Origin of the sequence: Streptomyces sp. NPDC093064, assembly GCF_044754605.1 — a bacterium.
Lineage (GTDB): Bacteria > Actinomycetota > Actinomycetes > Streptomycetales > Streptomycetaceae > Streptomyces.
The window spans coordinates 58,279-71,722 of the sequence record NZ_JBIVPK010000018.1; the positions used below are offsets into that span (position 1 = coordinate 58,279).

Consider the following 13,444-nt stretch of genomic DNA (forward strand, 5'->3'; position numbering starts at 1 on the left):
CTGCACAAAGCCTGGCAGTCACGGAAATTACTCCGCACGCACGGTGACGTACCCGCCCGGGAACCGCGGCCCGTACCCCGGCCCCCGGGCGATCCCCCGGCCCCGGCCCCCGAGCCCTGAACCCAGGGACCTGTCCAGGGGCCACTCCCGAAGTCCCCGCACCCGCCCAGATATCGAAGTACGCGGCACGCCCCCTCGTGACGGGCCGCGGAACGAGCCTCACGCACCACACCCCGCCCGAGGAGCCATGTCGCACACCCGCACCCCCGCCGCCCGCCCGGTCATCGCCGTCGCCGGGCTCGGCATCGAGTCCTCCACCTTCTCCCCGGCCCGCACCGAAGCCCCCGCCTTCCACCCCTCGCGCGGCGCCGAGATCTTCGACCGGTACCCCTTCCTCACCCCTGGCGAGGAACTGCGTGAGGCCGCCGAATGGCACGGCGCACTGGTCGGCAAGTCGCTGCCCGGCGGCACCGTCACCGCCGCCGCCTGGACCGCACTCACCGACGAGCTCATCGAGCGCCTCGCCGCGCTGCCCCGGTTGGACGGTCTCTGGTACGACATCCACGGCGCCATGACCGTGGAGGGGATCGACGACGCCGAGGCCGGGCTGCTGGAGCGGATCCGCGCCACCGTCGGCCCCGACGTGATCATCTCCACCTCGATGGACCTGCACGGCAACGTCTCCCGCGAACTCACCCACCGCAGCGACCTGATCACCTGCTACCGGATGGCCCCGCACGAGGACCACATGGAGACCAAGGAGCGTGCCGTCCGCAACCTGGTCGACCTGCTGGCGTCCGGCGCCCCCCGCCCGGTCAAGGCGTGGGTCCCGGTCCCGGTGCTGCTGGCCGGAGAGCAGACCTCCACCCGGATCGAACCCGCGAAGAGCGTGTACGCGGCGGTCGACGAGGTCGAAGCCGCCGACGGCGTGACGGACGCCGCCATCTGGGTCGGCTACGCCTGGGCCGACGAACCCCGCAACCGCGCCGTCGTGGTCGTCACCGGCGACGACACGGCGGCGGTCTCGGCCGGGGCCGAACGACTCGCCCGGGGCTTCTGGAACGCCCGCCACGACTTCGACTTCGTCGCCCCGACCGGCACCTACGACGAACTCCTCGACGAGGCCCTCGCCTCCGACCAGCGGCCGTACTTCATCAGCGACACCGGCGACAACCCCACCGCGGGCGGCGCCGGTGACGTCACCTGGGGCCTGACCCGGCTGCTGGAGCGCCCCGAGTTCCAGAAGGAGGACGGGCCGACCGTCATCTACGCCTCGGTACCCGGCCCCGCCGCGATCGAGACCGCCGTCGCCGCCGGGGTCGGCGCCACCGTCACCGTCAGCGCCGGCGCCGAGGTCGACGACCGGCACGCCGGCCCCGTCACCCTCACCGGCGTGGTCCACGCGATCCGGCACGGCGACCGGGACGCCGGGACCGAGGTCGTCATCCGGGTCGGCAGCGTGTACGCGATCCTCACCGGGCTGCGCAAGCCGTACCACCACGAGCACGACTTCACCGACCTCGACCTCGACCCGCGCTCCGCCGACATCGTGATCGTCAAGATCGGCTACCTGGAGCCCGAGCTGTTCGACATGTCGGTCGGCTGGAAGATGGCCCTCACTCCCGGCGGTGTCGACCAGGACCTGGTACGCCTCGGCCACCGCCGTATCCGCCGCCCGATGTTCCCCTTCGACCGGGACATGGCCGACCCGGACCTGACAGCCCGTATCATCCCCGCCTCCAACCAGCCGCTCACCGGGGACGACGAATGACCGACCACACCACCCGGCCCCTCGGCCCGCCCGGGGCCGGCGGCGTGGGCCGGGCCCCGGCACCGGTGGCGGCCGACGAGGTTCCCGGACTCGGGCGGACCGGCCCAGCCGGACCGGTCCGCCGGCCCACACTGGAGATCGCCGTCACCTCACCGGCCGGTGCCCGTGTCGCCCTCGACCACGGAGCCGATCGCGTCGAACTCTGCACCGGCCTGGAACTGGGCGGTCTGACCCCGTCGGCCGCCCTCGTCGAGGCGGTCGCCGCAGTAGGCCTGCCGGTGCAGGTCCTGGTCCGCTGCCGACCGGGCGACTTCGTCCACGAAGCCGAAGAGATCGCCCTGATGGTCGCCGAGGTGCGGTCCGTGATCGCCTCCGGCGCCGCCGGCGTGGTCGTCGGCGCGCTCACCTCCGACGGCAGCCTCGACACCGACGCCGTCACGCGCCTCGCCGCGGCGGCTCATGACGCGGGCCGCCCCGTCGAGGTGACCCTGCACCGCGCGATCGACGTGTCCGCGGACCCGGTCGCCACCGCCGCGCTGTTGCCCGCCCTGGGGCTCACCCGGGTGCTCACCTCCGGCGGCGCCCCGGCCGCCGGAGAGGGACTCGCCGCGCTCGCCGCCATGGTCGAGGCCGCGCCCGGCGTGCAGGTGATGGCGGGCGGCGGGGTGCGCCCTGCCGACATCCCGGCCCTGACCGCCGCCGGTGTCGCCGGCGTCCACCTCTCCGCGAAGCGCCGCGCCGAACCCCGGCGCGGGGGTGCGTGGATCCCCCTCGGCGCCTCCAGCGCCTCCGCCGAGCAGGACACGTACTTCGTCACCGACCCAGCGTTGGTCGCCGAGGCCAGGAGAATGCTGGAATCGCGGGCAACCGGCTGACCGGCCGTGCGCTCCCTGCCGGAGCGCGCCGCCCCGAGAGTCCGCGGTTCGCGCGGGACCGCGGACTCTCGGGACGGGTGGGTGTACCGGAACCGATCACCGAAGCGGGGGCGATCAGGAACCTGAAGCGTGTTGCAGAAAGCTGTGATCAGGCGGCCTGAGCTGGGTCGTTGGCGTGTCTGGTCATGCGCTGAGGGCGAGGTTGTGCATGCGGGCGACGGCCTGGACGGCGTGGTGGACGCCGTCGCCGTACTGCCGACAGTCGCGGATCACGGAGCGGTGGGTGCAGTCCTGCCAGCGCGAACGACTCGACCACCCGCGAACCGTCAACCTGCGCGAAGACATCGTCTGCCGGGCACTGGATACATGGATCGCCCGCGCCTTCGAGCCCGGTCGGCTCACCGCCTCCATCACCGCGCTCAGCCAGGCGAGCATCGCAGCCGGCGCCGCACAGATCCACTCCTTGAGCAGACCCAGGCCCGCCAGGCGATCAAGGAATGTGAGCGGCGGCTCGCCCGCTACCAGGCCGCCCTCGACGCCGGAGCCGATCCGGCCGTCGTCACCCAGTGGACCAACGAAGCGCAGCGCGACAAGGACGCGGCGCAGAAGAAGCTCGACGCGCTGCCCGCCGTCACTCGGAAGAAAGGAGGCGCCCCTCACCGCCGACCAGATCCAAGCGATCACTGAGAGGCTCGAAGGCATCGCACAGCGCATCCAGGCCGTCGACGCCGATAAGAAAGGCCCCTCTGCGAAGCCCTGGGCATCACAATCAGCTACGAAAACGCAACAAGGACCCCGACCATGGGCCGAGGTCCCGCACGATGGTGTCCGAGGGGCGAGCTGACCACTAACGATACGCTCGTGATCGCGCGAGGGCGGCTCGGGCTGAGAGCCGCGGATTCGACACGAGGGCCGAGTTTCGCGCCGTCACCATCGCCAACGTGGGCAGCGTGAAATTCCGCCCCCATCACGGCTTCGACGTGGACACCGGCACCGGCTGCTTCGCCGACGCCGCGGCGGCTGGCAGGCTCACCAGCGGAGAAAACACCGTCTCGGACGACGACAGCGCCGCCGGCCTTGCGCGGACGGGCCGGGCAAGCTGGCCCTGGCCAAGGCCGTCTACGACCGCCGCACCGAGCTGCGACTGTCCCAGGCCGAACTGGCCGCCCGCACCGGCCTGACCCAGGCCAAGATCTCCCGCATCGAGGGCTCCGACACCATCCCCATCCTGCGCCTCCTCGCCAAGCTCGCCAAAGGACTCGACGCCTCACTCAACATCGCCATCGACGCCAACGACGCCCGTGTGGCCCTTACCGCCCACAACGCAGCCTGACCCCGCCCCCGGCACACGACACGATCATCGGCCCGAACCGCGGCTCCGGAATGGAACCGGCCCCGGCACCACCAAGGCCGAGACGCAAGTAAAGTGCAGCCGGCGTGAGAAATGGTGCATACAAGAGGAGTTGTTGCGTGCTCAGCCTGGATTTGCATCCGATCTTCCGGAACAACCGCGACATCGAACTTGCCCTGCGCCAGTTCCTCTTCGCTGCCGCCCACTCCGGGGATCCGGTCGCCGAGATCATCCCGGGGAAGGGGTCGGGACAGCTCCACAGGCGCGTCCTGGCCTTCCTCGACCAGAAGCACATCAGGAAGCTGTACGTGCGCCGGGAGACCGATCCGGGCAACACCGGCCGCGTGCTCGTGTACTTCACCTAAGGGCTTGCCGATCATCAACGTGTCGTCTTGATCTTGCCGTTGGGGCTGTTGCTTTGGGCAGTGACTCTGGCGTGAAGGGCTGTGAGAGCGGCGGGTGGGGTGGTGGTCGGCGGGATAGCGATGCCCTCCGCCTCGAGTAGTCGTCTGATCTTCAGCAGAGTGCGGTGCATGGCGGTGCGGCTGCTGTCGCAGAGCATGGCGAGGGGTTCTGCGGCCAGGTTGACGTGTAGGTGGAGCACCGCGGCCAGGACCTGGTCGGGGAAGGTGAGCCGGGGCGGGCGGCCGCGTTGGGTGTCTCCTTTCGGGGCCAGGGTTTGAATGAGACGGTCCAGTTGATGGCCGGACATCCCGGTCAGTGTGGGGTTGGACAGCAGTGCACGGCCCCACTGGTTTACCGGTGTCTGGGAGGTGTGAGGTTCCGCAACGGCCGGGACTGGTCGGGGATTCAGGGCATAGTTCCAGTCGCCGTGGAAGGCGTGACGGGTCAGCGGCAGGGCCGCCATCTCGGCGTCGTCGACACTGACTCCGGTGGGGTAGGTGTTGGTGTCCGATCACGCACGCGATGCCCAGCGTGAAGCCCTCGACCACCAGGGCGGGAACGTACTGCATCTAGCGGCCGGCCTTCAGCTCGGCCAGTACAACCAGCATCACACCGGCCATCAGATCGACCGTCAGAACGCCTATCGGCCCGTACCGGCCCGCGCTCGGCACCAGCACGACCGTCATGGCACCGGTCGGACGGACACCTGCAGGCTGGAGCCGCCGAACACCGCGGCGACCGCGCCCGCGACCACGGCGGTCGCCAAACCCGCCTCGGCACCCAACCCGGAGGGGACACCGAACCCGAGCTCGAGCGGCAGCGCCACAATGGCCACCGTCAGCCTGGCCGGCAGGTCCTGGCGCGGGTCACGCCGTATCCTCCGCGAGGTCGGCGCGACGGGGCAGCAGCGACACGATCCGGGCCCACACCCGGCTGAACGCGGTGGTCATCGCGCAGCAACGTCGGCTTCCCGCAGCTCGGCCAGCAGCTCGTTGCGTCCGGCCAGCATCTCGGTGAGGATCCGCCGTGCGGCCCGCATCAGGTCGGCCACATCCCCGCTGGCCGGCTCGTAGACCACCGTCGAGCCCTCCCGCGTAGAGGTGACGATCCCCGAACAGCGCAACACCGCCAGCTGCTGGGACAGGCCGGAGGGCTCCACCTCGATGGCGGCCAGCAGGTCCCGCACCGGCATCGGCCCGTCCTGCAGCAGCTTCAGCACCCGCATCCGTACCGGATGCCCCAGCATCCGGAAGAACGCGGCCTTGGCCGGATACAGCGGAACGGACACGACCCCTCAGCTTCCCCCAGCCCCCACAAGGGGCGAACGCGAAAACTGTGCCCGCGGCCACCTGCGAGCACAGCCAACACGGCATCTAACCAATTGCGAAATTTTGCAATTCAGTATCAGGCTGCTGCCTGGTCTTCCCACCCTGGACGGGGCGGTGGATCAGGCTTTCTTAACCACGCTCGACTTCAGCTGCATCGCCCCGAAACCCTCGACCTTGCAGTCGATGTCATGCCCGTCGACCCCGTCGACCAGCCGGATGCTGCGCACCTTGGTCCCGGCCTTAATCCCCGACGGGCTGCCCTTGACCTTCAGCGCCTTCACGACCACCACGGAGTCGCCGTCCTGCAGCACATTGCCGACGGAGTCCTTGACGACACGCGCTTCGGCGGGGTCGCCGCCTCCGGTACCGGTCTCGGCAGGCACCCATTCGTGGCCGCACTCGGGACACACCACCAGGGCGTTCATCTCGTAGGTGTACTCACACGAGCACTTCGGACAGGGAGGAAGATTCTCGATCACGGCGTCAGCGTATCCGGCCCCACGCCTCGGACCTTGTGGGGCTCGTAAAGTTATCGCCGCAGGTCGTGACGATAGAGCACTCTCAGCTGGGACCATGCCCGCGTGATCATCTCGATGCTCTACAAGGTGGCCCGCCGACTGCTGTCCTTCCCCGGGGTGCTGCTGCGGTTGCTGGTGCTCCGGCATGAGAACGCGGTGCTGCGCCGTCAGATGGACCCATGTCTTCCCGTGGCCCAGTGCGAACGGCATCCTGATCTCTCGTGCTGCTGCGCCTGGCCTACCTCGCCGCCACCAACACCCGGACCCACGGCGAACTCGCTGCCCTGGGAATCAAGGTTGCCGCCTCCACCGTCTGGGAGATCCTCAAAGAACACGGCATCCCGCCCGCTCCCGAACGCCACAGCACGACCTGGGCCAACTTCCTGCGTGACCAGGCCGAGGCGCTGCTCGCCTGCGACCTGTTCGAGGTCCGGACCCTGACCGGAGCACGGCTGTACGTCTTTGTCGTCATCGAGCATTCGCCACCGCGCACCCGACCGCGGACTGGATCGTGCAACTCGGACGGAATCTGCTCATGAATCTTGAGGATGCGGGCAGTAGGGCCAGATTCCTCATCCGGGACCGCGACGCAAAGTTCACGGCCATCTTCGACGCCCCACTGACCGGCGCTGGGGGTGGAGGTCCTCACGACCGGCATCCGGATACCGCGGATGAACTCCCTCACGGAGCACTGGACCCAGACCTGTAGGCGCGAACTCCTGGACGCACCTTGATCTGGAACCAGAGCCACCTCCTCCACGCCCTCCGCGAACTCGAGAACCTCCACAACGGCCATCGCCCGCACCGAGCCCTGAACCAAGCCGCTCCACTCCGCCCACTCCCCCAACCGATCAACGAACCAGCGCAGATCAGACATCTGGGGGTACACCGACGAGAGCGGCTCGGCGGAACTCTCCACGAGTACCAACTGCAGCCTGACCAGCCCGGATGATGTATCGGCACCCGCAGTGTCGGGGCACACCCCTGGGCAGCCTCGGCGCAGAACCGGTCGGCCCCGCCCCGCCGGAGGCCACCCAGGAGCGCCCCGTGGTTGTGCACGACGGCTGGGCCGGCGGCTTCGACCGGTCGCACCTACCGGGCCGCGGGCCTGCGGATGCGCGCCGTCCGCAACGCACTCGCGGCCCGCCAGGCCTGCGGGCCGCGGGAACGCATGTCAGCCGCCCATCGGGCGAACTCTCACTGTCCGGCCCAGCGCTTGATCGTGGCGATGGCCTCGTCCCGCTGGTCGGCGGGCAGAGCGGAGATACGGGCGCCGTGGTTGGAGCCGGGAACGATGTACCTGTACGAGTCGTGGGAGCTCGGCTCGAACTGCTCGGCGCTCCACGGGTCGTTCTGCCCGTAAACGAACATCATGCGCTCGGAGTCGCTCCGCACCCACTTGTCGACGTCGGAGATGGCCTTGCCGTTGTAGTCGGTGCGCATGTCGGCAGGCAGCACCGAGTTGGGCTGGTAGATGTCCGGGTAGTGGCGGACGCCCTTGAGGTGCTTGAACTTCAGGCCGGCCCAGCCCAGTTGAGCGGCGGCCTGCCGGTAGTAAGGGCCGGAGCCGTTGGCGCCGAGTGAGCTGTCCTCGTAGACGGACAGGCCATGGCCGAGCGACCAGGTGTAGAGGTCGTCGTCGGACACGGTCTCGGCGTCGGGCACGGTCGGGCAGTCGGCGGCGGTGCCGGACTGCCAGAAGTTCCAGACCTGGTCCAGGACGGCGAACTCATAGGCACGATCGGTGGTGCCGAGGGTGTTGGTGAAGGTGTAGCCCTTCTCCTTCGCCATCACCTCGAACTTGGGCAGCAGGGTGTCGCGGCGTTCGAGCATCGCACGCTGGACCGCGTTCAGCGCATCACGGCACTCCTTGGTGCCGACGGTCTCGAAGAACCGCTCGTAGCCTTTGTCATCATTGTTGTTGGCGTCGTTGGGAGCGACATAGGCGATGACCGCGTCAACGTCCTCGGGGTAGTAGCGGCGGTGGTACGTCTGCGTCATGCCGCCCTTGCTGCCGCCGGTGCTGAGCCACTTGGAACTCTTGTCGTACAGCGGGCGGATCGCCTCGACGATGGCGTGCTCGTCGCTCGCCTCCTGCCAGACGGTCATCTTCGACCAGTCGACGTCGGCCGGGCGGGAGGGACCGAAGAAGCGGTGCTCGACGCTGAGTTGGTTGGCGTCGAGGATGGTGGTGGGCTCACGGGTGGCGCTGGAGAGGCCGTATCCACCGGTGTAGAAGACGACCGGCTTGGTCACCGACTTGTGCCAGAGGCTGAATCGCTGCCCGAAGGTGCCGAGTTCGGGCTTGCTGTGGTCGATCGGCTGCGTGATGGTGAGCGAGTAGAGCGGGTAGCCGTCCTTGTCGGTGACGTCGGTGACGGTCACGCCGGGTATCGCGCGCAGCTGGTCCGCGAAGGACGCCTCGGCGGTGGCGGCCGTGTCCGCGGCGGCGGCGGGGGCCGCGGTCGTGGCGAGGACGCCCGCGGTGAGGGCGGCGGACAGCAGCAGGGTCGGAATGGTGCGGGTATGCACTCTGGACTCCGGTTTCTCTGGGCAGCGCGGGGGGGTCCGGCTGACCTTGCCTCACCGCGTGTCCCCTGAGTAATCCCAAACCGTCATAACACCAAGCGGTTATGGAAAGTTAGGGTTCATCCGTGCAACTCGAAATACGACACCTTCGGGCGCTGAGCACCATCGCCGAACACGGCAGCGTCACCCGGGCCGCAGCGGCGCTGGGCGTCTCACAGCCTGCCCTCAGCGCCCAACTTCGGCGCATCGAGGGACTTTTGGGCGGAGAGGTGTTCACGCGGGGACGGCACGGGGTGAGGACGACGCCGTTCGGCGAGTTCGTGATGTCGCGCACGCGTGCGGCTCTCGGCAACATCGACGACCTGCTGGACCGCGCCCCGGGGCGGGCCGGGCCGCAGTCGGTGGTGCGCTTCGGCGCATACGAGAGCCCGCTGGCGCTGGAGGTCGTGGAGCGGGTGGCGACGCTGCTGCCCGGGGCCCGCACCGAGCTCCAGGTCGCCTACTACACCGGGCTGCTGCTCGACTGTATCGCCACCGGCCGGCTCGACGGCGCGCTGCTCGCCGACTACCCGGGCTTCGAGCTGCGCCCGCAGCCGGCCGTACGGTACGCCGAGGTCGCCACGGAGCCCGTCCATGTGGCGCTGCCCGCCGGGCATCCGGCGGCCGCCCGAGAGGAGGTGCGGCTGGCGGATCTCGCCGACGAGGACTGGGCGCTGTCGCCTTCGGACGGCACCGGCTGGCCCGAGCACCTGCTGGACGAGTGCGAACGCGCGGGCTTCCGTCCGCGCGTTCGCTACCGGCTGGAGCAGACCGGCATGCGGACGGAGCTGGTTGCCGCCGGGCGCGCGGTCTCCGCCTGCCAGGCCTCGTACAGGGGTGGGGAGGGCATAGCGGTGCGGCCCATCGCCGGCGGGTTCGTGCGGATGCGGTTGCTGCTGGCATGGCACCGCGACAGCGCGCTCGCACCCCGCGCCCCGGTGCTGGTGGAGGCCGTACGGGAAGTGCACCGGCGGGCGACGCAGCCGTCGGGAACGGCCGCGCGGGGCTGAGCCGGTCAGCCGTGAGCGTCACCGGGTCGGTGAGGCCGCTTTGAGTGAAATCGCCCGTAGTGCAAAACTGGCTCGCCGTTGCTGACCTCAAGCGACGTGCCTGATCAGCGGTCCGGCATGATCGGTCATCGTTTTGCGGTACAGCACCCGTCGGTCGGGCGACTGCTCACCAGGGTGCGGCCGGGCGTGTCGGCGTGCTCGACACCGACTTCTTCACGTGGACACCATCGGACTCCAGCGGCTGTATGCCCTCTTCGTCATGGAAGTGCGCACCCGCACCGTGCACATTCTCGGCGTCACCGCCCACCCCACCGCCGCCTGGGCCACCCAGCAAGCCCGCCAACTGGTTTGGCGCCTCGGCGACCGAGCAACCGACTTCACCCACCTGATCCGGGACCGCGACACGAAGTTCACCGCCGCCTTCGACGCCGTCTTCGCCCCGCCAGCTTGCCGCAGGAGCTGGGTCGATTGGCATGTCGGTCTACATGCCGCGCTCTGGGCCGTGACTCACTTTTGTGGGCTCACCGGGCCGCCGGTTCCGGCGCCGCCGACGCGCAGTTGCACCTGACCACGCCCGTTATGACCAAGGGGCCTCAGCGGGAACTGCTGCTGCGCTGGTTGCCTGCCGCCGGGGGTCTGCAGCCCCCCCAGCAGTGTGAGAGCTGTCGGTCAGCTCAGCCGCGCGTCGGCGTAGACGGCCATCGCGTCGCACTGGTAGATGGCCAGTCCGTCGGCGATCCTGTCGAAGTTGGTACGGAACTGAGGGTCGTCGACGTAGGTCTGGCCCAATCCCTTGTACGCGGCCGCGCACGGGGTCCAGAACCGGCACACGCCCTGGTAATGGGCGTCCACCTCGGTCTGCACCGCAGGATCGGCGACGGGTGTGCCGGCCACCATGAACTCCGCCATGCGGATCATCTGCGCCGTCGCCTCACGCTGCCACTGCTCCATACCCTCGGCGGTCATCCCCGCGATGGCTTGCTGGGACTGCTCCCACTGCTCCGGCCACCGCTCGCGTGCCTCCGCCTCGTGGCGGCCGGGCTCGAACCCCTCGAACAGGTTCTCCGGCCTGTTGATCTTTGCCATGTCGCTGTTGTCCTTGCCTTCCTCCAGTTCGACGATGGTGCGGCCGACCGTGCGGGCGAGCGTCTCCAGCCGGTCGCATTCCACAAGCAGTCGTCGGTGGTGCTCGCGGAGCGCGGCCAGCTGATCTACCTGGCTGTCCAGGACCGCCTGGATCTCCCGCAGCCCCAGGCCCAGCTCCCGCATCAGCAGAATCTGCTGCAGCCGCAGCAGATCGGCCTCCTCGTAGTAGCGGTGCCCGTTGCTCCCGATCCACGCCGGCGGCAGCAGGCCGATCTCGTCGTAATGCCGCAGCGTCCGGGACGTCACCCCGGACATCCGGCCCACATCAGCAATCGACCAGGCCATTGCCCCGCCTCCCATCGCCGGGCCGGTCTCTCCGGCCACACCGAAGACGGTAGAAGTTGACGTAGCGGAAACCGCAAGCCGGAACCCGCACCGGGTCGAAGAACCACGGCTGCGGCCGTCCGAAGGCTCGACCCGCCGGACCTGACTGGGAACGGCTCCTCAGATCCAGTCCTTGCGCTTGAAGGTCAGGTAGAGCACCACGGATACGACCGCCATGACGCCGACGGACGTGAGGAAGCCGATATGGGTGTTGATGCCCGGGTAGGGCACGTTCTGCCCGTAGAAGCCTGTGACGGCGGTGGGCACGGCGATGATCGACGCCCAGCTGGTGACCTTCTTCATGATCAGGTTCATACGGTTGCCTTGAACGGTCAGATTGGTCTCCATGATCGAGGTGATCATGTCCCGTAGCGACTCGGTCCACTCGGTGGCCCTGAGGACGTGGTCGTAGACATCCTGGTAGTAGGGGAGCAGCGGCTCGGCGACGATATGCAGGTCGCGCCGGAGAAGGCTGTTGACGACTTCCCGCATCGGCAACACCACGCGACGCAGCTTGGTCAGCTTCTTGCGCAGCGCGTAGGAATCACGCTGGACGGAGTCCGTCTGCGCGCGTCCCTCTTCGAAGAGCACGTCCTCGACCGCTTCGATGCGGTCGTCGAGGTCCTGGACGGCGGCGAAATGCCCGTCGACGATGTGGTCCAGCAGTCCGTGCAGGAGGAACCCCACCCCGTACTTGGCGAGATCGCTGTTGTTGTCCCAGCGTTCGACGACCTCCTGGATGTCGAAGCGGTCGTCGGGCCGGATGGTGATCAATGCCGTGGGTGTGATGAACACCGACAACTCGATCGCCGTCAGTTGCCCGCTGCTCTCATCCGTGCCGACGGCGTAGGCGCTGAGGAAGGCGTGGGTGCGGTAACGGTCCAGCTTGGGTCGCTGGTGATCGTGACGTGCGTCCTCCACCGCGAGTTCATGCAGCCCGAACTCTTCGCTGATCATGTCGAAGTCGGCGGAACACGGGTCGCACAGATCGAGCCAGACTGCCGCGTCGGGATCATTCACGTACTGGGAGATATCGGAGGTCGGGAAGTCCTCCAGGATCAGGTTTCCATTGCGGTAGAGCCGTGTTCGCGTCATGGCGCGGCACTGTAAGGCCCCGGGGTAAGAAGTTCTCACTGGTCCGAGCGGTCCACGCCGTTCGAGTCACGGGTGCACCCTGCGGATGAGGCAGGGCTCGGCTGGGGTGTAGGCCTGCCATGGGTGGGTCTGAGGTCGGCCCGGCAGAACCTGAACGGCCGGCCCCATCAGAACCCCGGCGGCCGCCCTGAGCAGGGTGACGGCCGGCTCGAAGTGCAGGGCCCCCGCGTGCCGGAGCGGGACACCTGCGAGGAGAGGTAGTCGGCTTCAGGAGCCGCACGACGCCTGGCGGGCAGTGCTTCGTGGGCTCGGCGACGGCTGCCGCGGGCCTGCGTACGAGGGCGGCTTCCACACGTCGTCCATCAGAGTAAGTTCCCTTCCGTCAGCGACTGTTCAGGCCGGCTCGAAGAACGGCTCGGGCACGGCCTGTGCCACGGAGTACGACCAGAACCCAGCTTCGGTGAGGGCCCGGTACAGGAACTCCGTGGCGGTCATCTCGTAACAGTTCCACTCCTGGCTGTCCACCTGCAGGGCGAGGACCCGCAACACGGTCTACTACCGGTGCGAGTTCAAGGAACAGGAGCAGTCCCTCCGCGGACCGTCTACCTTCGGGAGGAGGTGGTGTGCCGGGCCTTGGACCGGTGGATCGCGAAAGCCTTCGCCCCGACCGGCTCGCCGCCACGCTCACCGCCCTCGCCCACGCCAGCGCGGCAGCGAACGCGACCGAGATGTTCACGCCGGAGCAGGCCCAGGCCCGTAAGACGGTCAAGGAGTGCGAGCGGCGTCTCGCCCCGCTACCAGGCCGCCCTCGACGCCGGAGCCGATCCAGCGTCGTCACCCAGTGGATCAACGAGGTGCAGCGAGACAAGGACGCGGCGCAGAAGAAGCTCGACGCGCTGCCCGCCGTCACTCGGAAGAAAGGAGGTGCCCCTCACCGCCGACCAGATCCAAGTGATCACTGAGAGGCTCGAAGGCATCGCACAGCGCATCCAGGCCGTCGAGGCCGATAAGAAAGGCCCCCTCTGCGAAGCCCTGGGCATCACAATCAGCTAC

At 68.7% G+C, this 13,444-nt stretch carries 12 protein-coding genes and 5 pseudogenes; 8 read left to right on the forward strand and 9 right to left on the reverse strand.

The features are described from left to right. Positions 1–247: 247 nt before the first annotated feature. Both ACIQFZ_RS22305 and ACIQFZ_RS22310 read left to right on the forward strand, forming a co-directional pair. Positions 248–1,771 (forward strand): M81 family metallopeptidase, encoded by a 1,524-nt coding sequence (locus tag ACIQFZ_RS22305; protein WP_402691976.1) that lies wholly within the window; start codon positions 248–250, stop codon positions 1,769–1,771. Next, on the forward strand, positions 1,768–2,646 hold the full coding sequence (locus ACIQFZ_RS22310; protein ID WP_383058088.1) for a copper homeostasis protein CutC: 879 nt from the start codon (positions 1,768–1,770) through the stop codon (positions 2,644–2,646). The genes ACIQFZ_RS22305 and ACIQFZ_RS22310 overlap by 4 nt, the downstream gene beginning before the upstream one ends. A 183-nt stretch (positions 2,647–2,829) precedes the next feature. Here ACIQFZ_RS22310 and ACIQFZ_RS22315 read toward each other — a convergent pair. Next, positions 2,830–2,919: pseudogene (locus tag ACIQFZ_RS22315) on the reverse strand (IS5/IS1182 family transposase); the annotation flags it as partial. A gap of 832 nt (positions 2,920–3,751) precedes the next feature. Between ACIQFZ_RS22315 and ACIQFZ_RS22320 the strand changes: the two are divergent. Beyond that, positions 3,752–3,979: a helix-turn-helix domain-containing protein gene (locus ACIQFZ_RS22320; RefSeq protein ID WP_402692001.1), complete on the forward strand. Its 228-nt coding sequence runs from the start codon at positions 3,752–3,754 to the stop codon at positions 3,977–3,979. Positions 3,980–4,116: 137 nt separating this feature from the next. After that, a complete protein-coding gene (locus ACIQFZ_RS22325) occupies positions 4,117–4,362 on the forward strand; it encodes a Smr/MutS family protein (RefSeq protein ID WP_189315772.1) in 246 nt (81 codons plus the stop codon). 14 nt (positions 4,363–4,376) lie between these two features. On the opposite strand, the pseudogene ACIQFZ_RS22330 reads toward ACIQFZ_RS22325, so the two are convergent. The 4 genes and pseudogenes from ACIQFZ_RS22330 to ACIQFZ_RS22345 form a co-directional block, all read right to left on the reverse strand. Continuing rightward, positions 4,377–4,910: pseudogene (locus ACIQFZ_RS22330) on the reverse strand (ISAzo13 family transposase); the annotation flags it as partial. Further along, a pseudogene (locus tag ACIQFZ_RS22335) lies at positions 4,891–5,352 on the reverse strand (SulP family inorganic anion transporter); the annotation flags it as partial. The pseudogenes ACIQFZ_RS22335 and ACIQFZ_RS22330, both read right to left, overlap by 20 nt. Beyond that, positions 5,349–5,690, reverse strand: coding sequence for an ArsR/SmtB family transcription factor (locus tag ACIQFZ_RS22340; protein WP_402691977.1), 342 nt, complete (start codon positions 5,688–5,690; stop codon positions 5,349–5,351). The gene ACIQFZ_RS22340 and the pseudogene ACIQFZ_RS22335, both read right to left, overlap by 4 nt. Positions 5,691–5,849: 159 nt before the next feature. Further along, positions 5,850–6,209 (reverse strand): zinc ribbon domain-containing protein YjdM, encoded by a 360-nt coding sequence (locus ACIQFZ_RS22345; protein ID WP_365430836.1) that lies wholly within the window; start codon positions 6,207–6,209, stop codon positions 5,850–5,852. Positions 6,210–6,469: 260 nt separating this feature from the next. Between ACIQFZ_RS22345 and ACIQFZ_RS22350 the strand changes: the two are divergent. Continuing rightward, positions 6,470–7,200 (forward strand): annotated as a pseudogene (locus ACIQFZ_RS22350) (integrase); the annotation flags it as partial. 245 nt (positions 7,201–7,445) lie between these two features. On the opposite strand, the gene ACIQFZ_RS22355 reads toward ACIQFZ_RS22350, so the two are convergent. Next, positions 7,446–8,780 carry a S28 family serine protease gene (locus tag ACIQFZ_RS22355; protein WP_402691978.1) on the reverse strand — a complete coding sequence of 445 codons (1,335 nt, stop codon included), beginning with the start codon at positions 8,778–8,780 and terminating at the stop codon, positions 7,446–7,448. Positions 8,781–8,902: 122 nt separating this feature from the next. Here ACIQFZ_RS22355 and ACIQFZ_RS22360 point away from each other — a divergent pair, with 122 nt between their 5' ends. Further along, complete coding sequence (locus tag ACIQFZ_RS22360; RefSeq protein ID WP_383058094.1) at positions 8,903–9,826, forward strand: LysR family transcriptional regulator; 924 nt, start codon at positions 8,903–8,905, stop codon at positions 9,824–9,826. 211 nt (positions 9,827–10,037) lie between these two features. After that, positions 10,038–10,265: pseudogene (locus ACIQFZ_RS22365) on the forward strand (transposase); the annotation flags it as partial. Between the two features lie 230 nt (positions 10,266–10,495). Here ACIQFZ_RS22365 and ACIQFZ_RS22370 read toward each other — a convergent pair. The 3 genes from ACIQFZ_RS22370 to ACIQFZ_RS22380 all read right to left on the reverse strand — a co-directional run bounded on the left by ACIQFZ_RS22370 (position 10,496) and on the right by ACIQFZ_RS22380 (position 12,940). Then, positions 10,496–11,257 carry a MerR family transcriptional regulator gene (locus tag ACIQFZ_RS22370; RefSeq protein WP_402692002.1) on the reverse strand — a complete coding sequence of 254 codons (762 nt, stop codon included), beginning with the start codon at positions 11,255–11,257 and terminating at the stop codon, positions 10,496–10,498. A 159-nt stretch (positions 11,258–11,416) separates the two neighbouring features. After that, the gene (locus ACIQFZ_RS22375) at positions 11,417–12,391 is read right to left on the reverse strand and encodes a magnesium transporter CorA family protein (protein WP_383058096.1); all 975 of its coding nucleotides are present in this window, start codon (positions 12,389–12,391) and stop codon (positions 11,417–11,419) included. Between the two features lie 393 nt (positions 12,392–12,784). Further along, the gene (locus ACIQFZ_RS22380) at positions 12,785–12,940 is read right to left on the reverse strand and encodes a hypothetical protein (RefSeq protein WP_383058097.1); all 156 of its coding nucleotides are present in this window, start codon (positions 12,938–12,940) and stop codon (positions 12,785–12,787) included. A 92-nt stretch (positions 12,941–13,032) separates the two neighbouring features. On the opposite strand from ACIQFZ_RS22380, the gene ACIQFZ_RS22385 reads away from it, so the two are divergent. Next, the gene (locus ACIQFZ_RS22385; RefSeq protein ID WP_365430848.1) at positions 13,033–13,353 is read left to right on the forward strand and encodes a hypothetical protein; all 321 of its coding nucleotides are present in this window, start codon (positions 13,033–13,035) and stop codon (positions 13,351–13,353) included. Positions 13,354–13,444 lie beyond the last annotated feature (91 nt).